Source organism: Curtobacterium sp. MCBD17_035, from assembly GCF_003234815.2.
Classification (GTDB): domain Bacteria; phylum Actinomycetota; class Actinomycetes; order Actinomycetales; family Microbacteriaceae; genus Curtobacterium.
Genome location: NZ_CP126279.1, coordinates 1,943,099 through 1,965,386 on the forward strand (window position 1 = coordinate 1,943,099; position 22,288 = coordinate 1,965,386).

A 22,288-nucleotide genomic window follows, 5' to 3' on the forward strand; every position below is an offset into this window, starting at 1 on the left:
CGTGCTCCGAGCGCGACCGCGATCCGGCCCGCAACCCCTCGATTCTACGGAGCGGTCCCGGCGTCGTCGGTCGGTCTGTGGACAACTGCACGGCGTCGGCACCCCAGTTCGGGGGTGGTGACGGACCTCAGGCGGACCGGTGGCGGGGCAGGGTGTCCTCGACGTCGTCGGCGTGCGGCGCGGCGTCGACCTGCAGGACCACGACCGTCACGTTGTCGCGGCCACCGGCGACGATCGCGTCACCCACCAGGCGCTCGGCGAGCTGCTGCGGGTCGTCCACCTTCGCCGCGATCCGGGAGATCCCCACGTCGCCGATCTCCTTCGTGAGACCGTCGGAGCAGATGATGTAGCGGTCACCCGCGTGCAGCGGCAGCGTCCAGAAGTCGGGCTCCGGCGTCTCGCCGAACCCGACCGCGCGCGTGATGACGTTGCTGTCCGGGTGGGACTCGGCGTCCTCGGCGCGGAGCAGCCCGGCATCCACCATCTCCTGGACCACCGAGTGGTCGACGGTCACCCGTCGCATCGCGCCGTTCTCGACGCGGTAGGTCCGCGAGTCCCCGACGTTGAACACGAGCGCCGCGGGGACGCCCCCTGCCGCGATGATCGCGACGCCCGTCACGGTGGTGCCGGCACCGATCGCGTTGCCCCCGGCCGCGCGCTCGATGTCCGAGGTCGCGCGCACGAGCGCGGCCTGGATCGCGTCCTCCGAGGCGAAGACGTCGCGGAGCGCACCGAGACGACGGACCACCGCGTCGCTCGCCCGGTCCCCCGCGAGGTGGCCGCCCATGCCGTCCGCCACGACGAAGAACGGCGACTCGACGAGGTAGCTGTCCTCGTTGTGGTCGCGACGCCGACCGACGTCGGTCGCGGCCCCCCACGAGAGCGTGAGGGCACCGCCGTCCGCACCGGGCAGGGCCAGGGAGTGCGCCGACGTCGGTCGGCCGAGTTCCGTCACGGGTGGGTCGCTCTCAGTCGTGGTGTCGTGGGATCGGTGGGAGGTCGAGGGGGTCACCGGCCAGACCGCCGCGGGTCGCTTCCGGGATGCGGAGGTGACGGGACAGGATCTCGACGGTGTTGCCGTCCCCGATGTCCACCACCGTACCGGTGAGCACGACGATCGCGGCACCGGAGGGCATGCGGAACGGACGGGCACCGGGGGCACGCACGACCGTGCCGTTCGTGGACGCGAGGTCCTCCACGACGACGGCGGTTCCCTCAGCGCGGACGGCGAGGTGCGAGCCCGAGACCTCACCGTGCCGGGAGGGCACGGTGACGAGCAGCGGCCGTGCGGTGAGCGGCACCCGCGGTGGTGCGGGACGACGACCGATGACCACCGGCCGGTCGAGCCGGACGACCTGTTCGCCGACCCGGATCGCCGGGACGCGCCCGGACTCGACGCCGTCGGTGCCCGGATGCGGCGACCCGGTCGTGGTCGACCCTGCCGTGGGCCGCGCCGGACCGCCGTCGTCACGGGCGTGCCGCACGTGGGGATGCGGCGGGGACGGCCGCGTCACCGGACGTCCGAGGATGGTGTCGTCGTCCTCGCCCATGTCCACCTCCCCGGATCGGTCGTTCCACCGTAGTCGACCGTGCTCCCCTGCCCGCGAGGGGCGGCACTCGTCACACTGTCGCGGGTTCGAGAGTCTCCGCCACGAGGTCCCATCCGTCGGACGTCCGATCGAGCCCGATCCCGACCGTCCGACCCCAGTCGGCGAGGTCCGACATGGACCCCGGCTCGATCTGAGCCCGACCGAGTGCGGAGACGAGCCGGCCCTTCGCGGTCTTGTTCCAGTGGTTCAGCGCGCGGCGACGGCCGTCCGTCCCCTCCGACACGACGCGGAGCCGGACCGATCCGGACACCGGCCCGAGCGCACGGTACCCCTCGGAACGGAGGTCGAGCACGACGCCGTCGACTCCGCGCGATCCGAGCGCCCGCGCGGTCGACCCGGGCCACACGCTCCCCAGGCGGAGGTTCCCCAGCCGCGCGTCGTGGGACAGGCGGTAGGCCGGGATCGGATCACCAGCCGCGATGGGACCGAACATCGCGGACTGCACGATCACGTGTCGGTGCCACCACTCGCGGACCGCCGGCGGCGCGGAGGACGCGTCGAGTGGGTCGTACAGGACACCCGTGTACCGCTCCACGGCCGGGAGGGTCGGCGCACCCTCCAGGGAGAGGTTGCGGAGACGCTCCCCCACGGATCGCGGACCGAGTCGCAGCGCGTACCGCGCCGACTCGTCGTCAGAACTGACGGAGCGGGCCGCGGCGATCACCGCGACCCGCTCACTGGTCAGTTCCGGGAACGACAGCGCACCGAGGTCGAAGGGGCGCGTGTCGTCACCGCCCTCCCGCTTGGTCTCCGACGGCGGGAGGAGGATCGTCAGTCCGCTCAGGCCCGTCCTCCGGTGGACGCGAGGGCGGCCTGGCGCGCCACGATCGTGACGGTGTCGTGTTCGACCGACAGGAAGCCGTCTTCGGCGTCCGCGTGGACGGTGCTCCCGTCGGCGCGCGAGATCCGCACCTGCCCCTGCGCGAGGATGGCGAGCATGGGCTCGTGCCCCGCGAGGACACCGATCTGCCCCTCGGTCGTCCGGGCCACGACCATGGTGGCGTCGCCCGTCCAGACCTCTTGGTCGGCCGACACGACGCTCACGGTGAGACCGGCCATGATCAGCGGTTCTCCTTCTGGATCTGCGCCCACTTCTCCTCGACGTCGGAGATCGCACCGACGTTGAAGAACGCCTGCACGGCGACGTGGTCGAACTCGCCGTCCGCGATGGCGCGGAACGACTCGATCGTGTCCTTGAGCGGGACGGTGGAGCCCTCGACGCCCGTGAACTTCTTCGCCATGTAGGTGTTCTGCGAGAGGAACTGCTGGATCCGACGAGCACGCTCGACGGTGATCTTGTCCTCTTCGGAGAGCTCGTCCACACCGAGGATCGCGATGATCTCCTGCAGCTCCTTGTTCTTCTGGAGGATCTGCTTGACGCGGGTCGCGGTCTCGTAGTGGTCCTGGCCCAGGTAGCGCGGGTCGAGGATGCGCGAGGTCGACGCGAGCGGGTCGACCGCCGGGTACAGGCCCTGCGACGCGATCTCACGCGAGAGCTCCGTCGTCGCGTCGAGGTGTGCGAACGTCGTGGCCGGCGCCGGGTCGGTGTAGTCGTCGGCCGGCACGTAGATCGCCTGGAGCGAGGTGATCGAATGGCCCCGCGTCGAGGTGATGCGCTCCTGGAGCACACCCATCTCGTCGGCGAGGTTCGGCTGGTAGCCCACCGCGGACGGCATGCGACCGAGCAGCGTCGAGACCTCGGAGCCCGCCTGCGTGAAGCGGAAGATGTTGTCGATGAACAGCAGCACGTCCTGCCGCTGGACGTCGCGGAAGTACTCGGCCATGGTCAGGGCCGACAGCGCCACGCGGAGGCGCGTTCCCGGCGGCTCGTCCATCTGGCCGAACACCAGGGCGGTCTTGTCGAAGACCCCGGCCTCGTCCATCTCGCCGATGAGGTCGTTGCCCTCACGGGTGCGCTCACCGACGCCTGCGAACACCGACACACCGCCGTGGTCCTGGGCGACGCGCTGGATCATCTCCTGGATGAGGACGGTCTTGCCGACACCCGCACCACCGAACAGGCCGATCTTGCCACCCTGCACGTACGGGGTGAGGAGGTCGATGACCTTGATGCCCGTCTCGAACATCGTGGTCTTCGACTCGAGCTGGTCGAACGCCGGGGCCTTGCGGTGGATGGGCCAGCGCTCGGTGATCTCGATGTGCTCACCGGGCTGGGCGTTGAGGATGTTCCCCGTGACGTCGAACACCTTGCCCTTGGTGACGTCACCGACCGGCACCGAGATCGGCGCACCGGTGTCGCGGACCTCCTGGCCGCGGACGAGGCCGTCCGTCGGCTTGAGGGCGATCGCGCGCACCAGGTCGTCGCCGAGGTGCTGGGCGACCTCGAGCGTGATCTCCTGCTGGTTCTCGCCGAGCGTGATCGTCGTGTGGAGCGCGTTGTAGATGTCGGGGATCGCGTCGTGCGGGAACTCGATGTCGACGACGGGGCCCGTGACGCGGGCGATCCGGCCGACGCCGGGTGCCGACGACGACTCGACCGCGATGGTGGCGGTGTCGGTCATGGCTGGTGCCTTCCTGGGGGTGGTTTCTGACCCTGGTGGGGTTACTTCTTGGTGCCGGAGAGCGCGTCGGCACCGCCGACGATCTCGGAGATCTGCTGCGTGATCTCGGCCTGACGCGCGTTGTTCGCGAGCCGCGTGAAGTCGCGGATCAGCGAGTCCGCGTTGTCACTGGCGGACTTCATCGCGCGCTGGCGAGCAGCGTGCTCCGAGGCGGCGGACTGCAGCATCGCGTTGAAGATGCGGCTTTCGATGTAGACGGGCAACAGGGCGTCGAGGACTGCGTCCGCGTCCGGCTCGAACTCGTACAGCGGGAGCGGAGCGTCGTCCGCCGGAGCGTCGACTCCCTCGACCACCTCGAGCGGCAGCAGTCGCACGACCTGCGGCTCCTGGGTCACGAGGCTCACGAACCGGTTGAACACGATGTGGATCTCGTCCACACCGCCCTCGGACGTCTCCTGCAGGAACTTGCCGACGACCGCGTCGCCGATCTGCTTGGCCGTCGAGAAGGACGGCTGGTCCGTCCCGCCGATCCACTGCCGCTCCGAGTCACGCTGGCGGAACGAGAAGTACCCGACCGACTTCCGGCCCACGAGGTAGTAGACGACGTCCTTGCCCTCGCTGCGCAGCAGCGACGCGAGCTCCTCGGTCTGCTTCAGCACGTTCGAGCTGAACGCGCCGTTCAGCCCGCGGTCCGACGTGAACACGACGATCGCGGCACGCGTCGAGCTGGCCGGTTCGGTCGTCAGCACGTGCTCGACGTTCGAGAAGGTGGCCACGGCGGACACGGCACGCGTCACGGCCCGCGAGTACGGGCCGGACGCGGCCATGCGGGCCTGCGCCTTCTGGATCCGCGACGCGGAGATCAGCTCCATGGCGCGGGTGACCTTCTTGGTCGTCTGCGCCGAGCGGATGCGCTGCCGGTAGACCCGGAGTTGTGCTCCCATTGCTGTCCGTTCTTGTTCGGGAGGTGGAGTTCGTCAGGACGCGCGGACCCGGAGGTCAGCGGCGTCCGCGGACGATCTGCTCCTGATCGACGTCGTCGGCGTCCGCAGCGGCGAACTGCTCGTTCCCGACCGAGGCGAGCGTCTTGCCCTCGCCCGTCTGGAACCCCTTCTTGAAGTCGTCGATCGCGGCACCGAGCGCCGAGATCGTGTCGTCGTCGAGGACGTTCGTCTCGCGCAGCGTGTCGAGGATCGACGTGTTGCGCTTCAGGTGGTCGAGCAACTCGGCCTCGAACCGGAGGACGTCCGACACCGGGACCTCGTCGAGCTTGCCGTTGGTGCCGGCCCAGATCGAGACGACCTGGTCCTCGACGGGGTACGGCGAGTACTGCGGCTGCTTGAGGAGCTCGGTGAGCCGGGCTCCGCGGTCGAGCTGACGACGCGAGGCCTGGTCGAGGTCCGAAGCGAACATCGCGAAGGCCTCGAGCGCCCGGTACTGGGCGAGTTCGAGCTTGAGCGTCCCGGAGACCTTCTTGATCGACTTGACCTGGGCGTCGCCCCCGACGCGCGACACCGAGATGCCCACGTCGACCGCCGGACGCTGGTTCGCGTTGAACAGGTCCGACTGCAGGAAGATCTGCCCGTCCGTGATCGAGATCACGTTCGTCGGGATGTAGGCCGAGACGTCGTTGGCACGGGTTTCGATGATGGGCAGGCCCGTCATCGAACCGGCACCGAGCTCGTCGGACAGCTTCGCGCAACGCTCGAGGAGCCGGGAGTGCAGGTAGAAGACGTCACCCGGGTAGGCCTCGCGCCCCGGCGGACGACGGAGGAGGAGGGACACCGCGCGGTAGGCCTCGGCCTGCTTCGACAGGTCGTCGAAGATGATGAGGACGTGCTTGCCGCCGTACATCCAGTGCTGACCGATGGCCGAGCCGGTGTACGGGGCGAGGTACTTGAAGCCCGCGGGGTCGGAGGCGGGGGCGGCGACGATGGTGGTGTACTCCATCGCGCCGGCGTCCTCGAGCGCACCCTTGACGGAGGCGATCGTCGAACCCTTCTGGCCGATCGCGACGTAGATGCAGCGCACCTGCTTGTCGACGTCGCCGGACTCCCAGTTGGCCTTCTGGTTGATGATCGTGTCGATCGCGATGGCCGTCTTGCCGGTCTGGCGGTCGCCGATGATGAGCTGACGCTGACCGCGGCCGATCGGGATCATGGCGTCGATGGCCTTGATGCCGGTCTGCATCGGCTCGTGCACCGACTTGCGGGCCATGACGCCCGGAGCCTGGAGCTCGAGGGCGCGGCGGCCCTCCGACGCGATCTCGCCGAGGCCGTCGAGCGGCGTGCCGAGCGGGTCCACGACGCGCCCGAGGTACCCGTCGCCGACGGGGACGGAGAGCACCTCGCCGGTGCGGGTGACTTCCTGGCCCTCTTCGACGCCGGCGAACTCGCCGAGCACGATGACGCCGATCTCGTCCTCGTCGAGGTTCTGCGCGAGGCCGAGCGTGCCGTCCGCGAAGCGGATCAGCTCGTTGGCCATGACGCCGGGGAGGCCCTCGACGTGGGCGATGCCGTCGGCTGCGTCGATCACGTGACCGACCTCGGCCGTGGAGGCCTTCGTCGGCTCGTAGTTCGAGACGAAGTCCTTCAGGGCATCACGGATCTCATCGGGGCTGATGGTGATGTCTGCCATGGGGATATTCCTTGTTGGTTTTCGAGACCGGTGGCCCCGAGGTGTGTGTGCCCGTTCGAGTCGGACCTCGACGGCCCCACCCTGGTTCATCTCGGACGCGTTGCTGCTGACCGTGTGGTGTCGAGGGTACGTCCTGCCCCCGACCTCGTGCTCAACCGGCGAACTCGAGGCGCAACTGCTGGAGCCGCGTGTTGACGGTGCCGTCGATGACGTCGCCGCCGACCTGGACCCGGATGCCGCCGACGACGGTGGGGTCCACGACCTCGTTCAAGTTGATCGTGCGCCCGTACCGGTTGGCGAGCGTCCGGCCGAGGCGATCCCGCTGCTCGTGCTCGAGCGGTGCGGCGCTGATCACCACGGCGACGACCTGGTCCGCCTCCGCGGCGACGATGTCGGACGCGGCCCGCACGATCTCACCGATCCGGCGACCGCGCGGCTGCTGCACGAGGGCCGACAGGATCGCGATGGTCTGCGCCGAGGCCTTGCCGTCGAGCAGTCGCTCCACCAGTGCCGCCTTCTGCTCGGGGCTCCCGAGCTTCGTGCCGAGTGCGAGCTCGAGGTCGGCATCGGAACGGACGGCGGTCTCGAACGTGAAGAGCTCGCGCTCGATCGACGTCTCGGGTCCGGCACTGCGCGCGAGAGCGCGGATGCCCGCGTCCTCGATGCCCGCGAGGAGGTCCCGGTGCGACGACCACCGCTCCGCGACGACCGCCGAGAGCACCGCGCGGACCGCGTCCGAGCGCGACGCGAACACCCGCTGGACGAGCGCACGCTTGCCGTCGGCGTCCGCCGTGGCGTCGCCGAACACACCGAGGAGCTGGGGAGCGCCGGCGATGGTCCGGCCCGCCGAGAGGATCTCGACACCGGCGGACAGGTCCGCGGCGTCTCCGAGCTCCGCGAGGGTCTCGCGGACGGCCTCGAGTGCGGTCCTGGTGGCGCTGCGCATCCTCAGTGCTCCGTTCCGGCCTCGGACCGCGCGGACGACGCCTCGAGGTCGGCGAGGAACCGATCGACCACCGCAGCGGCCTTCGCGTCGTCCTTGAGGGACTCGCCGATGACACCGGACGCGAGGTCGATCGCGAGCGACCCGACCTCGGAGCGCAGCGACTGCACGGCGCTCGCACGCTCGGCCTCGATCTGGGCCTGCGCGTTCGCGGTGATACGCGCGGCGTCGGCCGCGGCCTGCTCGCGGACCTCGTTGCCGATCGCGGTCGCGTCGGCACGGGCCTGCTCACGGATGCGCGCGGCCTCGGCACGGGCGTCGGCGAGCTGCTTGTTGTACTCGTCGAGCGCGGCGACGGCCTGCTGCTGGGCTGCCTCGGCCTTCTTGATGCCGCCCTCGATGGCCTCCGTGCGCTCGTCGAGCATCTTCGTGATGCGCGGCGTGACGACACGCCAGAACACGATGAAGATGATGATGAACGCGACGAGCGACCAGAGGATGTCATACGTCTCGGGGAGGAGCGGGTTGTGCGTCTCCCCGGCCGCGGTAATCAGTGCGTTCTGCATCGGGAGCCTTACGCGAAGATGTAGTACGTGGCGATGCCGATGAAGGCGAGCGCCTCGGTGAAGGCGATACCGATGTACATCAGGGTCGTCAGGCGGCCCTGGAGCTCGGGCTGGCGGGCGACCGACTCGATCGTCTTGCCCACCACGATGCCGACGCCGATGGCCGGGCCGATCGCCGCGAGGCCGTAGCCAACCGTCGCGATGTTGCCGTTGATTGCCGCGAGAACGGTCGTTGCGTCCACGTGTTTTCCTTCCTGGGGGTCGGTCCCGGCGGACGCCGGGACCGGAGTGAGGTTCGTTAGTGCTCGTCAGCCAGCGCGAGCTGGATGTACACAGCGGTGAGGAGCATGAAGACGTAGGCCTGGAGGAGCGCCACCAGGATCTCGAAGAAGCTGAACGCGATCCCGAACGCGAGCGTCCCGATCCCGAAGACCTTGAACAGGCCGTGCGACTCCGTGAAGAAGAACCAGGTCGCCGAGAAGAACAGGACGAGCAGGAGGTGCCCGACGACCATGTTCATGAGGAGTCGCAGCGTGAGCGTGATCGGCCGGAGCACGAACGTCGAGACGAACTCGATCGGCGTCACGATGATGTACAGGTACCAGGGCACACCGGGCGGGAACAGCGAGTTCCGGAGGAACGTCCCGGCGTGCTTCCGGAGTCCGGCGTAGATGAACGCGATGTAGGCGATCACCGCGAGCAATGCCGGCATCGCGATGCGGCTGGTGCCCTGCAGGTTGAGACCCGGGATGAGTCCGCTGAGGTTCATGAACAGCACGCCGAAGAAGATCGAGGCGAGCAGCGGCAGGTAACGCCGACCCTCGCGCTCGCCCAGGTTGTCGAACGCGTTGCGCCGCACGACGTCGAAGCCGTACTCGATCATCGCCTGCCCACGGTTCGGGACGAGCTTGAGCGCCCGGGTCCCGGCGAAGGCGAACACGATCAGCACAGCGACCGCGATGAACCGGATGATGACGAGCCGGTCGATCTCGATCGGGGTCCCCGCGAAGAAGATCGGGTCGGGGAAGAACTCGTTGATCGAGGGACCCTGGAACGTCGCGGCGTCACTGCTCCCCGCCGCGACGGTCGAACCCGCAGCGGTGAGGGACAGGGGAAGAGCGTGGGATAGCAGCGCTGTCTCCTGTGTCGAGCGCGCAATGAGCACGCGGAGGTGGACTGAGTGGAGGCGATCCGATCGGAGCAACGGGGCTCGGCGACACGGACTTCCAGAAGCCTATCAGGTGTGGGAGCCTTCTCGGTCTCTCAGGCGCGAGGGTCCGACCGGCCGTCGCGGTCTCCCGGTAGCGGCACGTCGATGGGCACACGAGCGCGCGCGACCGCCGAGACGTCGATGACGAGGCTCCCGACGATGCCGACGATGATCGCGACCGCCATGACGACGCGGTCCACCCAGTCCTGGTCCCGCAGGACGGCGAGGATCACCACGAACAGGATGAACTTGACGAGCCAGGTGCCCATCACGATGCCGAAGAAGGCACCGCTGATCATCTGCCCGCGGGAGACCCGGAGCGCGACGAGCACGCTCGCGGCCGTCAGGCCCAGGAACACCACGCTCATCACGGCGCCGACGAGACCACCGGCCAGGCCGGGACCACCCGCGACGAGGAGCCCGACGACGCCGCCGACGACGGCGAGGACGACCGCGAGCACGGCTCCCTGGACGAGGATCCGGCGGAAGACCGGGCGGACGTGGTCGAGCGCGTTCGGCGCGGGGGTGCTCATCAGCGGGACTCTCCGGTGGTCGGTCGGCGCGGCGCTGGCGCCGCGTCCGGGATGGTGCGGGCGCCGTCGCGGCGGGACGCGGCGCGGTCGAGGGGATCGAGGGCCGGGTCGACCGGGACCTCGCCACCCGCCGCGCTCTGGGCGACGATCTCGGCGCGTTTCCTGCCGAGGGGCGCGAACGTGACGACGGCGCACACGAGGAAACCGACCGTCACGAACGCGAGCACCCAGTACCAGGGCAGGAACAGGAACAGCAGGCCCCCGACGGCCACGACGGCGGTCCAGCCGTAGAAGATGAGCACCGCGTGGAAGTGCGAGTGTCCCATGTCGAGCAGCCGGTGGTGGAGGTGCTTGCGGTCGGCCGAGAACGGGGACTTCCCCGCGCTCACCCGGCGGAACACCGCGAGTCCGAAGTCGAGCATGGGCACGACGAGGATCGCGAACGGCAGCAGGATCGGGATGAACACCGGGAGCAGCTGCGTCCGCGTGTGCACCGCCGCGGGGTCGATGTTGCCCGTGAGCGACACCGCGCTCGTCGCCATGAGGAACCCGACGAGCAGCGCTCCGGCGTCACCCATGAACAGCTTGGCGGGATGCCAGTTGAGCAGCAGGAAGCCGAAGCAGGCACCGACGAGGACCGCGGTCAGGAGGGACGGCAGGTTGAAGAAGAACTCGGTCTGGACGACGATGCGGTTCACGAAGAAGCTGTACAGGAAGAACACGCCGCCGCCGATGATCGCGACGCCCGCGACCAGCCCGTCGAGACCGTCGATGAAGTTGACGGCGTTCATGACGAGGACCACCGCGAGCACCGTGAAGATGAGCGACATGTAGCTCGAGCCGACCGTGAGCGAGTTGCCGATCGGGAGCGACACGATCGCGACGCCCTGCCAGGCGAGGATGCCCGCCGCGATGATCTGGCCGGCGAGCTTCGTCATCCAGTCGAGGTCCCAGATGTCGTCGGCGACCCCGAGCACGACGATGATCGTGGCGCCCGCCAGGACCGCCAGGACACGACCGGGCTCGGCGAACACGAGCCGGAAGTAGTCGACGCCCGCGATGTGCGGGAACACGAACCACGCGCACAGCAGCGACACGATGATCCCGAGGAACATCGCGATCCCGCCGAGGCGCGGGGTCGGCGTCCGGTGCACGTCACGCTCGCGGACCTTCGGGTACCACCGGTACCGCATCCCGAGCTTCCACACGACCCAGCTCAGCCCGAAGCTCACGGCGGCCGCGATGGCGCCGGCGAGCAGGTAGTACCTCATGTGACGAGGTCGCCACCGGCGACGCGCTCGATCTCGGCGTCGGGGATCACCCCGTGCCGGACGATGCGGAGCCCGCCCCCGGTCGCGAGACCGGTCGCGTCGACGATGGTCGAGCCGGTCGAGGCCGCGACGCCCTCGTGCGGGGCGAGCCGGCCACCGTCCAGGTACACCGCGACGCTGTCCCCGAGCATGGCCTCGGCCTCGTCGACGTCCATCGCGGCGGGCACGCCCGTGGCGTTGGCGCTCGACACCGCGAGCGGACCGACCTCGTGCAGGAGCTCGAGCGCGATGCGCTGGTCCGGCATGCGCAACGCGACGGTGCCCCGGGTCTCGCCGAGGTCCCAGTCGAGCGACGGCTGCGCCGGGAGGATGACCGTGAGGCCGCCCGGCCAGAACTCCGCGACGAGGTCACGCACGACCTCCGGGACCTCGGCTGCGAGGGCGTCGAGCGTGGCGATCCCCGGGATGAGGACGGGTGGCGGCGACTGCCGCGTGCGGCCCTTGGCGTCGAGCAGGCGCTGCACGGCCTTCGCCGAGAAGGCGTCGGCCGCGAGACCGTAGACGGTGTCGGTGGGGACGACGACGAGCTCCCCGCGACCGAGCGCGGCCCGTGCGAGCCGCATGCCGGTCAGGAGTCCGTCAGCATCGGAGCAGTCGTGTCGGGAGGCCATGGCCCGCCCATGATAGTGCGGGAGGATGGAGGCATCGTGGACCACCAACACCCTGTCTCCGGCGCGTCCTCGCACGCGACCGCCCCGGCACCGTCGCTCCTGTTCCTGTTCGACATGGACGACGTCCTCTACCGGTACGACTGGCGCACCCGCATGGCGGGCATGACGGCGCTCACCGGGCACGACCTCGACGAGCTGCGCCGACGGTGGTGGAACGACGAGGGTGAGTGGCGGGCCGAGGCAGGACACTGGCCGGACGGCGACTCGTACCTCGCGGCGCTCGAGACCGCGCTCGGGTGCCGCGTCCCCGAGCAGGAGTGGTCACGGATCCGCGGCTCGGCGATGACCCCGATCCCCCGCGCCCTCGACGCCGTCCGGATCGCCGCCCAGGCCGGGCGCGTCGCGCTGCTCACGAACAACGGCCCTCTCGCGGCCCGGCACATCGCGCGTTGGGCACCCGAACTGCCCGCGCTGTTCGGCGAGCACCTGAACACCTCGAGCGACTTCGGTGCCCGCAAGCCCGACCCCGAGGTCTTCCGCAGCGCCCTCCGTCACCACGGCGTGCCCGCCGTCCGCACGTTCTTCGCCGACGACCGGGTCGAGAACGTCGAGGGCGCGCGGCACGTCGGCATCACGGCCGTCCACGTCACGCCCGAGACGGACCTCGTCGCCGCCGTCGCCGCGTTCGTCGCCGGGCACGGCCGGCGGGGAGGCCCGGAGCAGCAGGACTAACGGGTCGCGGTGGTCGTGCGGTCCCGCCCGGTGAGGTCCTGGTGGGTCTCCGGACGCCGGAACCCCTCGGCAGCGAGCACGTCGCGCACCGCCGCCCCCTGGTGCTCCGCGTGTTCGACGACGAGTGCGCCGCCGGACACGAGCAACCGGCGGGCCGTCCGGGCGAGCGCACGGACGGCGTCGAGACCGTCCGGGCCTCCGTAGAGCGCGACCGCCGGGTCGTGGTCCCGGACCTCGGGATCACGAGGCACGGCGTCGTCCGGCACGTAGGGCGGGTTCGACACGACGACGTGCACGGTCCCGTCGAGGTCGGGCACCGCGTCGGCGAGGTCGCCCTCGACGAGCCGGACCGCCCCGCCGTGGGCGTCGATGTTCCGACGCGTCCAGGGCAGCGCCTCGGGTGACCGCTCGACGGCGACGACCCGGGCGGTCGGGACCTCGGTGGCGACCGCGAGGGCGATGGCGCCGCTCCCCGACCCGAGGTCGACCACGACGGGCTCCGCGACGGCCGTGGCCCGCACCGCGTCGATCGCGAACTGCGCGACGGACTCGGTCTCCGGACGGGGCACGAACACCCCCGGGCCGACCGCGAGCGTCAGCGCACGGAAGTGGGCCTCGCCCGTGATGTGCTGCAGCGGTTCGCGGGTCCGTCGACGCGCCACGGCCAGCCGGAAGGCCGCGACGTGCGCCGGCTGGACGAGACCGCCGGTGACCGCGCGGGCGAGCACCGCCCCGCGCGACGTCGTGGTCGCCCACGCGAGCAGCAGCTCGGCGTCGACGTCCGGGGACGGCACACCGGCCGCGGCCAACGCGGCCGCCGCTTCCCGGAGGAGGCGATCCGCCGGGAACGCGCCGTCGGCCTCGGTCGACTGCCGGGCCTCCCCGTCGGAGCGCCCGCCCGGGGTGCTCACGCCGTCTGGTCCCCGATGTCGGCCAGGCGCGCCTCCTCGTCCATGCGGATGCAGGACTCGATCACGGGCTCGAGGGCGCCGTCCATGACCCGGTCGAGGTCGTACGACTTGTACCCGGTGCGGTGGTCCGCGATCCGGTTCTCGGGGAAGTTGTACGTCCGGATGCGCTCGGAGCGGTCCATGCCGCGGATCTGCGACCGACGGGCGTCGGAGGCCGCGGCGTCGAGTTCCTCCTGCTGCCGCGCGAGGATCCGCGCGCGGAGGACGCGCATGGCGGCCTCGCGGTTCTGCAGCTGCGACTTCTCGTTCTGCATCGACACGACGATGCCCGTCGGCAGGTGCGTGATGCGGACCGCGGAGTCCGTCGTGTTCACGGACTGACCGCCGGGGCCGGAGGACCGGTACACGTCGATCTTGAGGTCGTTCTGGTTGATCTCGACCTCTTCGGGCTCGTCGACCTCGGGGAACACGAGCACCCCGGTCGTCGACGTGTGGATGCGGCCCTGCGACTCGGTCGCCGGCACGCGCTGCACGCGGTGCACGCCGCCCTCGTACTTGAGGTGCGCCCAGACGCCCTGGGACGGGTCCGTCGCGTTCGACTTGATCGCCACCTGGACGTCCTTGAACCCACCGAGGTCGGACTCGGTGCGTTCGAGGAGCTCCGTCTTCCAGCCCTTGGACTCGGCGTAATGGGTGTACATGCGCAGGAGGTCGGCCGCGAACAGCGCGCTCTCGGCGCCGCCCTCGCCGCCCTTGATCTCCATGATGACGTCACGGCCGTCGTCCGGGTCGCGCGGGATGAGGAGCCGCCGCAGACGCTCCTGCGTCGCCTGCAGGTGCTCCTCGAGCGCGGGGACCTCCTCGGCGAACGCGTCGTCCTCGCGCGCGAGCTCGCGGGCGGCGGCGAGGTCCTCCCCCGCCGCCTCCCACGCCTCGTACGCCGACGTGATCTGGCTGAGCTCCGCGTACCGACGGTTGATCTTCTTGGCCCTGGCCGCGTCCGCGTGGACGGCGGGATCCGACAGCTGACGCGTCAGGTCCTCGTGTTCGGCCAGCAGCACCGCCACCGACTCGAACACCCGTTACTCCTGGTGGCCGTTGTGGCCGCTCGTCGCGGGCACCGACTTCTGGACCTGGACGAGGAACTCGACGTTCGACTGCGTCTCACGCAGGTTCCGCAGCACGATCTCGAGCGCCTGCTGCGGATCGAGACCGGCGAGCGCCCGACGGAGCCGCCAGGTGATCTTGACCTCGTCGTTCGAGAGCAGCATCTCCTCGCGACGCGTGCCCGACGCGTTCACGTCGACCGCAGGGAAGATCCGCTTGTCCGCCAGGTGGCGGTTCAGCCGGAGCTCCATGTTGCCGGTGCCCTTGAACTCCTCGAAGATCACCTCGTCCATCTTCGACCCCGTCTCGACGAGCGCGGTGGCGAGGATGGTGAGCGAGCCGCCGTTCTCGATGTTCCGTGCCGCGCCGAAGAACCGCTTGGGCGGGTACAGCGCCGACGAGTCGACACCGCCGGAGAGGATCCGGCCCGACGCCGGGGTCGCGAGGTTGTACGCGCGGCCGAGGCGGGTGATCGAGTCGAGCAGCACGACGACGTCGTGACCGAGCTCCACGAGCCGCTTCGCCCGCTCGATGGCGAGCTCGGCGACGGTCGTGTGGTCCTCGGCGGGACGGTCGAACGTCGAGGCGATGACCTCGCCCTTGACCGTGCGCTGCATGTCGGTGACCTCTTCGGGACGCTCGTCGACGAGCACGACCATGAGGTGGACCTCGGGGTTGTTCTTCGAGATGGCGTTCGCGATGGCCTGCAGCGCGACCGTCTTACCGGCCTTCGGCGGCGAGACGATGAGGCCGCGCTGGCCCTTGCCGATCGGCGACACGAGGTCGATGATCCGGGTCGAGAGCTTGCCCGGCTCGGTCTCGAGGCGCAGGCGCTCCTGCGGGTAGAGCGGGGTGAGGTCCCCGAACTCGACCCGCGCGGCGGCCTCGTCGACCGTCTGGCCGTTCACGGAGTCGACCTTGACGAGCGCGTTGTACTTCTGGCGGCCCTGGTGGTCGTTCTCGCGCGGCTGCTTGATCGCGCCCACGACGGCGTCGCCCTTGCGCAGGTGGTACTTCTTCACCTGTCCGAGGGACACGTACACGTCGCTCGGCCCGGCGAGGTACCCCGTGGTCCGCACGAACGCGTAGTTGTCGAGGACGTCGAGGATGCCCGCGATCGGGATGAGGACGTCGTCCTCGGTGATCTCCGGCTCGAAGTCGTCGCCCTGACCGCCGCGCCCGCGCTTGCGGTCGCGCTGGCGTCGGGAGCGGGACTCCTCCTGCTGCTGCTCCTGCTGGCTGCCGCGACCGTTGCCGCCCTGGCCCTTGGCCTGGTCGCGCTGGCCGTTCTGCTGCCCCTGGTCACCCTGGGAACGGGCCTGCTCCTGCTGGCCCCGGCCCTGCTGCTGCTCCGCACCCCGGCCGACACCGTTCTGGCCGCCACCGTTCTGGCCGGCACCGTTCTGGCCGCCACCGTTCTGGCCGGCCGCGTTCTGGCCGGCGGTGTTCTGGGCCGCGCCGTTCTGGCCCGCCGTCGTGCCGCCGTTCTGCGCGTCGGCATTCTGGCCGCCACCGTTCTGGCCCTCTGCGCCGTTGCGGTCACGGTTGCGCCCACGACCACGGCTGCGGCGACCGCGGCGTTCGCCCTGCCCCTCACCCTGACCGTCGGCCTGAGCGTCGGCGCCGGCCTGTTCCGACGGCTGGCGGTCGGTGCCCTGCGGCTCAGCCGGCGAGCCGGTGCCGCCCTGCTCGACGATGTCGGCGGTGTCGGCCTCCACCGCGGATCCGGCGTCGGCCGGGGCGGTCGTCGTCGGGGCCTCGGTCCCAGCGGCCGGGTCCTGGCTGGTGGCACGGCGGCGACGCCGCGGCGTGCCCTCCTGCTGGGCGTCGCGCTCCGCGCGGACGGCGTCGAGTCCGGCGAGGAGGTCCTCGGTGCCGGTGTGGCCGGCGTTGGCGTGGGTGCCGGCGGGCGTGGGCTCGGTCGAGACCGTGCCGCCGCTCGTGGCTCGACGCGACCGCCCGCGACCGGTGGCGACGGCACCGGCCGGGGCGAGGTCGGCGCTGTCCGTGACCTCGGCGCCCGCGTCGTGGTGCTCGTGGCGGGCCGGCGCGGCGGTCTCGGAGACGGCGGCGGCCTCGCTGCCGGTGGCCGACTCGGGCTCGCCCGTCGGGTGCACCTCGGTCGGTGCCGACTCGGCGCGCTTGTCCTCGATCGCGGCAATGAGGTCACCCTTGCGGAGCTTGGAGAGGCCGCCGATGCCGAGGCCGGCGGCGATGCGCTGGAGCTCCGGGAGGCGGAGTGCCCGCAGGTCGGCTGTGGTGTCCGCCGCGGAGCCCGCAGCGGTGGTGACGTCGGTCAAGATGGATTTCCTTTCGGACCGCAGAACGCGGAGAAATTCGCCGTCCCCCGCGCGGGTACGCCACGACCGCCGTTCAGACGACGATCGGGAGACGGCTTCTGAAAGAGATGGTTCCCGATGCACCGGGCCCTGGGGATCCGCAGGACGTCAGACGCGGGCGATCGGGTTGTTCGCGATCACTTCGAGACGGGTACGACGAGCGGCACATTCGCCCCTGGGGCCGGGTGCGGCACCACTGTAGCACCTCCGAGGTCGACGGCGAGCATGAGCGGCGTCCAGGACGTGTGCGCGTGTCGCGCCACGAGATCGGCCGCCCGGAGGCGCTGCGCCGGGTCGCTCCCGAGCACGAGGAGGCTCGGTCCGGCCCCGCTGACGACCGCCGCGAGCTCGTGCTCGCGGAGCATCCGGATCAGCCCGTCGGTCTCGGGCATGGCGCTCGCGCGGTAGCTCTGGTGGAGGCGGTCCTCCGTCGCCGCGAGCAGCAGCTCCGGGCTCTGGATGAGGGCGGCGACGAGCAACGCCGACCGCGACACGTTGAAGGCAGCGTCGGCATGGGGCACGGATGCGGGCTGGAGGCTCCTCGCCAGCTTGGTCGAGAGCGTCGACGTGGGGACGAACACCACCGGTGACACCCCGCGGTGCACGAGGAGGCGCTTGTACGCCGGCCCGTCGGGTGTCATCCACGCGATCGTGAGACCACCGAAGAGCGCCGGGGCGACGTTGTCCGGATGCCCCTCCATCTCGGTCGCGACGGCGAGCATCGTGGACGCGGAGAGCTCGGTGACGCCGTCGAGCAGGCCCCGCGCCGCCATGAGCCCGGCGACGATCGCGGCCGCCGACGAACCGAGCCCGCGACCGTGCGGGATCGCGTTCGTGGCGCGGAGTTCGAGTCCGGGCTGCTCGACGCCGGCTGCCGCGAACCCGTGACGGACCGCTCGCACGACCAGGTTCGTCTCGTCCTCCGGTACCTCGCCGGCGCCGACGCCCGACACCGACACGACGAGCCCCGGCTCGGGCAGCACCCGGACCGTGACCTCGTCGTACAACGACAGGGCGAGCCCGAGCGAGTCGAACCCGGGCCCGAGGTTCGCCGTGGTGGCGGGGACACGGACGACGACGGTCCGTCCGGCCGGTGCAGTTCGGAGACCGCCGCCGGACCGGGACGGCGTCTCCTGCCGATCGTGTCCGGGGCGGTCCGCGCTCACCGAGGCGCCCCGACCAGGCCGAGCACGTCCGCCACGGCCGCGGTGTCCACGGGCACGGTCGTCGGCGTGACGTCGGTGCCCTCGGGGCCGCGCAACGCCCACTGCGGGTCCTTGAGACCGTGGCCGGTCACGGTGAGGACGACGCGCGCGCCACGCGGGACCGCGCCGGCCTCGGCCTGCTGGAGCAGTCCGGCGACGCTGATGGCGGACGCCGGCTCCACGAACACGCCGACCTCGGCGGACAGGATCCGCTGCGCGGCGAGGATCGCGTCGTCCTCGATCGCGCCGAAGTGTCCGTCGGTCTCCTCGCGGGCCTCCAGCGCGAACTGCCAGGAGGCCGGGTTCCCGATCCGGATCGCGCTCGCGACGGTCTCCGGGTGCTTGACGACCTCACCACGGACGATCGGCGCGGCGCCTGCCGCCTGGAAACCGAACATGCGCGGCAGCCGGGTCGTCCGTCCGGCGGCCAGGTCCTCGCGGTAGCCGCGCGCGTAGGCGGTGTAGTTGCCCGCGTTGCCCACCGGCAGGAAGTGGAAGTCGGGCGCGTCCCCGAGGACGTCGACGACCTCGAACGCGGCGGTCTTCTGTCCCTCGATGCGGTCGTTGTTGACCGAGTTGACGAGGTGCACGGGGTAGTTCGCCGCGAGGTCCCGGGCGATGTCGAGGCAGTCGTCGAAGTTCCCCTGCACCTGCAGCAACTGCGCGTCGTGCGCGACCGCCTGGCTCAACTTGCCCATCGCGATCTTGCCCTCGGGCACGAGCACGGCGGCGGTGATGCCGGCATGTGCGGCGTACGCAGCTGCCGAGGCGCTCGTGTTGCCCGTCGAAGCGCAGATGACGGCCTCGGCGCCGTGCTCGACGGCCTTCGAGATGGCCATGGTCATCCCGCGGTCCTTGAAGGACCCGGTCGGGTTCATCCCCTCGAACTTGACGTACACGTCGGCGCCCGTCCGCTCCGACAGCGCGCGGGCCCGGATGAGCGGGGTGCCGCCCTCGCCGAGGCTCACGACGGGGGTCGCGTCCGTGACGTCGAGACGGTCGGCGTACTCGCGCAGGACACCCTGCCACTGGTGGGCCATCAGGCTCCCTCTACTCTCAGGACACTCGTGACCGCGGCCACGACGGGTTCGGCTCGGAGTGCCACCACGGTCGCCGCGAGGTCGTGCTCGCGGGCCCGGTGCGTGCCGATCACCAATGTAGCGGTGGCCCCGGGGGTGCCCGCGTCCGACGCCGGGGCAGCCCCGGCCACGGTCTGCTCGACGGTCTCGACGCTGACCGAGTGCCGCGCGAGGACCCCCGCCACGGTGGACAACACGCCAGGGGCGTCCGTGACGCGCATCGTGATCTGGTACCGGGTCGAGACGACGCCGATCGGGAACACCGGCAGGTTCGACTGCGTCGACTCCGCCACACCGGGTCCGCCGATCACGTGCCGCCGTGCCGCCGACACGAGGTCGCCGAGCACGGCCGACGCGGTCTCGACGCCGCCCGCGCCGGCCCCGTAGAACATGAGGTCGCCGGCGGCCTCGGCCTCGACGAAGACGGCGTTCTTCGGGCCGTGCACGGCTGCCAGGGGGTGCCCCTCGGGCACGAGCGCCGGGTACACGCGTGCGCTCACGCCCTCGCGGCCGTCCGCGTCGGTCAGGCGCTCGCACAGCGCGAGGATCTTGACCACGTAGCCGGCCTTGCGGGCCGCGCGGACCTGCTCGATCGTGACGCTGGTGATGCCCTCGCGGTGCACGGCGGCCAGCGGCACGGTGGTGTGGAAGGCCAGGGACGCCAGGATCGCGGCCTTCTGGGCCGCGTCGTAGCCCTCGACGTCCGCCGTGGGGTCGGCCTCCGCGTAGCCGAGCCGGGTGGCGGTTGCGAGGGCGTCCTCGAAGCTCTCGCCCTCGCGGTCCATCCGGTCGAGGATGAAGTTCGTCGTGCCGTTGACGATGCCCATGATGCGGTCGATGCGGTCCCCGGCGAGCGAGTCGTGCAGCGGCCGGATGATCGGGATGGCCCCCGCGACCGCCGCTTCGTAGTAGAGCTGTGCGCCCACCTGCTCGGCGGCCGTGAAGAGCTCGGGCCCGTGGGTCGCGAGCAACGCCTTGTTGCCGGTGACGACGTCGGCGCCGGAACCGAGTGCCTGCAGCACGAGGGTCCGGGCCGGTTCGATGCCGCCGATGAGCTCGACGACGATGTCCGCGCCGAGGATGAGCGACTCGGCGTCCGTCGTGTACAGCGACCGCGGCAGGTCGACGTCACGGGGCGCGTCCACGTCGCGGACCGCGATCCCGACGAGTTCGAGCCCCGCTCCCGCCCGTGACGCGAGCTCGTCGCCGTGCTCGAGCAGGAGTCGCGCCACCTGGGCGCCGACGGAGCCGGCCCCGAGGAGCGCGACGCGGACGTTGCGGTATTCGATCATGGGGGTTCGTGTACCTCGTGCGGGTCGGGCGCGGACGGTGGTCAGGATGCGTCGCCGCGGACGCCGTGGGCGGTCGGGCCGCCGAAGGCGCCGCCGCTCGGGACGAGGCCGGCGTCGCGGGCGAGCAGGTCGTCGACCGTTTCGCCCCGCACGAGGATACGGGCGACGCCGTCGGCCACCGCCACCACCGCCGGGCGCGCCACGTGGTTGTAGTTGCTCGAGAGGCTCCAGCAGTAGGCGCCGGTCGCCGCCACCGCGAGCAGGTCACCCCGGTGGACGTCACCCGGCAGGTAGTCGTCCCGCACCACGACGTCGCCGCTCTCGCAGTGCTTGCCGACGACGCGCACGAGGGCCGGGGCGGCGTCGGAGGTGCGGGCGAGCCGGGCCGTGTAGTCCGCGTCGTAGAGCGCGGGCCGCGCGTTGTCGCTCATGCCCCCGTCGACGCTCACGTACGTCCGGACGGCGGTCGGTCCGAGGGGACGGTGCTCGGCGGTCTCGACCGGTCCGTGCGGCGCCTCCTCGGCACGCACCGGGTCCTCCGCTCCGGACCCGTCGCCCGGTGCAGCGGTCGAGGCGTCGAGTGCGAGTTCGACGGGCTTGACGGTACCGACGCGGTAGAGCGTGATGCCGGGCGGCCCGACGATGTACCGCCCGGGTTCGACGGCGACGACCGGCACGGGGACGTCCCGTGCCGCGCAGGCGTCCGCGATGATCCGTGCGAGGGCCTCGGCGATGTCCTCCGGCTCGAACGCCCGGTCCGACTCGGTGTAGTCGATGCCCCAGCCACCACCGAGGTTGAGCTCCGGCACGGGCCCCTCGGCGGCGAGGGCGGCGTGGACCTCGACGAGGCGACGGGCGGCCTCGCGGAACCCACCCTCGTCGAAGATCTGCGACCCGATGTGCGAGTGGAGCCCGACGAACGCCAACGCCGGCTCCGCCCGGACCGCCCGGCCCGCGGCGACCGCCTCGGTCAGGGGGATGCCGAACTTCTGGTCCTCGCGAGCGGTGGCGAGGTACTCGTGCGTCGAGGCGTGCACGCCGCTGTTGATCCGGATGCGGACGCGCTGGACCACTCCTGCGCGCTCGGCGATCCGCGCGACGCGGCCGATCTCCTCGACGCTGTCGAGCACGATCGTGCCGAGTCCGACCTCGACGGCACGCTCGATCTCGGCGTCGGACTTGTCGTTGCCGTGGAACCCGAGCCGTCCGGGATCGACGCCGCCCGCGAGCGCCACGGCGAGCTCACCGCCCGTGCAGACGTCCACGCGGAGGCCGGCCTCGGCCATCCACGCGGCGACCTGGGTCGTCAGGAAGGCCTTCCCGGCGTAGTAGACGTGCGCCGTCGAACCCACGCGGGCGAAGGCGTCCTCGAACGCGTCACGCACGCGCGCCGCCCGGGCGCGGACGTCGGAGGCGTCGACGACGTACAGGGGAGAACCGTGGCGCGCCACGAGATCGGACGCGGTGACCCCGCCGACGACGAGGTCACCGTCGTCCGTCCGTGTCGCCGAGGCCGGCCAGATGCGGGCGACCAGGGCGTTCGGGTCGTCGGGGACGGACAGACGTGCGGGGGCGAGGGGGTTGCCGGTCACGGGGGCCTTCCGGGGTGGTACGGGGCCCGGGACCACCGGGCCGGTCCAGCCTACCGAGCCGCGGCGGG

At 71.2% G+C, this 22,288-nt stretch carries 22 protein-coding genes; 1 reads left to right on the forward strand and 21 read right to left on the reverse strand.

The window, feature by feature from the left end; all coding sequences use genetic code 11:
- Positions 1-127: 127 nt before the first annotated feature.
- The 14 genes from DEI93_RS09180 to DEI93_RS09245 all read right to left on the reverse strand — a co-directional run bounded on the left by DEI93_RS09180 (position 128) and on the right by DEI93_RS09245 (position 11,963).
- Positions 128-955 (reverse strand): PP2C family protein-serine/threonine phosphatase, encoded by an 828-nt coding sequence (locus tag DEI93_RS09180; protein ID WP_111009188.1) that lies wholly within the window; start codon positions 953-955, stop codon positions 128-130.
- Positions 956-968: 13 nt separating this feature from the next.
- Positions 969-1,550 (reverse strand): FHA domain-containing protein, encoded by a 582-nt coding sequence (locus tag DEI93_RS09185; protein WP_111025662.1) that lies wholly within the window; start codon positions 1,548-1,550, stop codon positions 969-971.
- A 70-nt stretch (positions 1,551-1,620) separates the two neighbouring features.
- Positions 1,621-2,394 (reverse strand): YaaA family protein, encoded by a 774-nt coding sequence (locus tag DEI93_RS09190; protein ID WP_111009365.1) that lies wholly within the window; start codon positions 2,392-2,394, stop codon positions 1,621-1,623.
- Positions 2,391-2,669 carry a F0F1 ATP synthase subunit epsilon gene (locus DEI93_RS09195; protein WP_111009190.1) on the reverse strand — a complete coding sequence of 93 codons (279 nt, stop codon included), beginning with the start codon at positions 2,667-2,669 and terminating at the stop codon, positions 2,391-2,393. Before DEI93_RS09195 ends, DEI93_RS09190 begins: the two co-directional genes overlap by 4 nt.
- 2 nt (positions 2,670-2,671) lie before the next feature.
- Entirely contained in the window at positions 2,672-4,132 is a 1,461-nt protein-coding gene (gene atpD, locus DEI93_RS09200) for a F0F1 ATP synthase subunit beta (protein WP_111009191.1), read from the reverse strand.
- Positions 4,133-4,173: 41 nt separating this feature from the next.
- The gene (locus DEI93_RS09205; RefSeq protein ID WP_111009192.1) at positions 4,174-5,076 is read right to left on the reverse strand and encodes a F0F1 ATP synthase subunit gamma; all 903 of its coding nucleotides are present in this window, start codon (positions 5,074-5,076) and stop codon (positions 4,174-4,176) included.
- 55 nt (positions 5,077-5,131) lie between these two features.
- On the reverse strand, positions 5,132-6,769 hold the full coding sequence (gene atpA, locus DEI93_RS09210) for a F0F1 ATP synthase subunit alpha (RefSeq protein ID WP_111009193.1): 1,638 nt from the start codon (positions 6,767-6,769) through the stop codon (positions 5,132-5,134).
- Positions 6,770-6,920: 151 nt separating this feature from the next.
- A complete protein-coding gene (locus DEI93_RS09215; protein WP_111009194.1) occupies positions 6,921-7,715 on the reverse strand; it encodes a F0F1 ATP synthase subunit delta in 795 nt (264 codons plus the stop codon).
- A gap of 2 nt (positions 7,716-7,717) precedes the next feature.
- Positions 7,718-8,278: a F0F1 ATP synthase subunit B gene (locus DEI93_RS09220; RefSeq protein WP_111009195.1), complete on the reverse strand. Its 561-nt coding sequence runs from the start codon at positions 8,276-8,278 to the stop codon at positions 7,718-7,720.
- A gap of 8 nt (positions 8,279-8,286) precedes the next feature.
- Positions 8,287-8,520: an ATP synthase F0 subunit C gene (atpE, locus tag DEI93_RS09225; protein ID WP_092096151.1), complete on the reverse strand. Its 234-nt coding sequence runs from the start codon at positions 8,518-8,520 to the stop codon at positions 8,287-8,289.
- Positions 8,521-8,576: 56 nt separating this feature from the next.
- A complete protein-coding gene (atpB, locus tag DEI93_RS09230; RefSeq protein ID WP_111009366.1) occupies positions 8,577-9,437 on the reverse strand; it encodes a F0F1 ATP synthase subunit A in 861 nt (286 codons plus the stop codon).
- A gap of 104 nt (positions 9,438-9,541) precedes the next feature.
- On the reverse strand, positions 9,542-10,021 hold the full coding sequence (locus DEI93_RS09235; protein WP_111009196.1) for a Cg1360 family ATP-synthase-associated protein: 480 nt from the start codon (positions 10,019-10,021) through the stop codon (positions 9,542-9,544).
- Entirely contained in the window at positions 10,021-11,292 is a 1,272-nt protein-coding gene (locus tag DEI93_RS09240) for an MraY family glycosyltransferase (protein ID WP_111009197.1), read from the reverse strand. The genes DEI93_RS09235 and DEI93_RS09240 overlap by 1 nt, the downstream gene beginning before the upstream one ends.
- Positions 11,289-11,963 (reverse strand): L-threonylcarbamoyladenylate synthase, encoded by a 675-nt coding sequence (locus DEI93_RS09245; protein ID WP_111009198.1) that lies wholly within the window; start codon positions 11,961-11,963, stop codon positions 11,289-11,291. Before DEI93_RS09245 ends, DEI93_RS09240 begins: the two co-directional genes overlap by 4 nt.
- A 36-nt stretch (positions 11,964-11,999) precedes the next feature.
- Here DEI93_RS09245 and DEI93_RS09250 point away from each other — a divergent pair, with 36 nt between their 5' ends.
- Positions 12,000-12,695: an HAD family hydrolase gene (locus tag DEI93_RS09250; protein ID WP_258368478.1), complete on the forward strand. Its 696-nt coding sequence runs from the start codon at positions 12,000-12,002 to the stop codon at positions 12,693-12,695.
- Here the strand turns inward: DEI93_RS09250 and prmC are convergent.
- The 7 genes from prmC to DEI93_RS09285 form a co-directional block, all read right to left on the reverse strand.
- Entirely contained in the window at positions 12,692-13,504 is an 813-nt protein-coding gene (prmC, locus tag DEI93_RS09255) for a peptide chain release factor N(5)-glutamine methyltransferase (RefSeq protein WP_258368502.1), read from the reverse strand. The two genes, DEI93_RS09250 and prmC, sit on opposite strands and share 4 nt — an antisense overlap.
- Before the next feature lie 98 nt (positions 13,505-13,602).
- Positions 13,603-14,685 (reverse strand): peptide chain release factor 1, encoded by a 1,083-nt coding sequence (prfA, locus tag DEI93_RS09260; RefSeq protein ID WP_111009201.1) that lies wholly within the window; start codon positions 14,683-14,685, stop codon positions 13,603-13,605.
- 3 nt (positions 14,686-14,688) lie between these two features.
- Positions 14,689-17,013 (reverse strand): transcription termination factor Rho, encoded by a 2,325-nt coding sequence (rho, locus tag DEI93_RS09265; protein WP_111009202.1) that lies wholly within the window; start codon positions 17,011-17,013, stop codon positions 14,689-14,691.
- A gap of 176 nt (positions 17,014-17,189) precedes the next feature.
- Positions 17,190-18,218 carry a homoserine kinase gene (gene thrB, locus DEI93_RS09270; RefSeq protein WP_111013223.1) on the reverse strand — a complete coding sequence of 343 codons (1,029 nt, stop codon included), beginning with the start codon at positions 18,216-18,218 and terminating at the stop codon, positions 17,190-17,192.
- Positions 18,215-19,297, reverse strand: a complete 1,083-nt coding sequence (thrC, locus tag DEI93_RS09275; protein WP_111009204.1) for a threonine synthase — start codon at positions 19,295-19,297, stop codon at positions 18,215-18,217. The genes thrB and thrC overlap by 4 nt, the downstream gene beginning before the upstream one ends.
- Complete coding sequence (locus DEI93_RS09280; protein ID WP_111009205.1) at positions 19,297-20,628, reverse strand: homoserine dehydrogenase; 1,332 nt, start codon at positions 20,626-20,628, stop codon at positions 19,297-19,299. Before DEI93_RS09280 ends, thrC begins: the two co-directional genes overlap by 1 nt.
- A gap of 41 nt (positions 20,629-20,669) precedes the next feature.
- Positions 20,670-22,220: a diaminopimelate decarboxylase family protein gene (locus DEI93_RS09285; RefSeq protein ID WP_284158395.1), complete on the reverse strand. Its 1,551-nt coding sequence runs from the start codon at positions 22,218-22,220 to the stop codon at positions 20,670-20,672.
- Positions 22,221-22,288 lie beyond the last annotated feature (68 nt).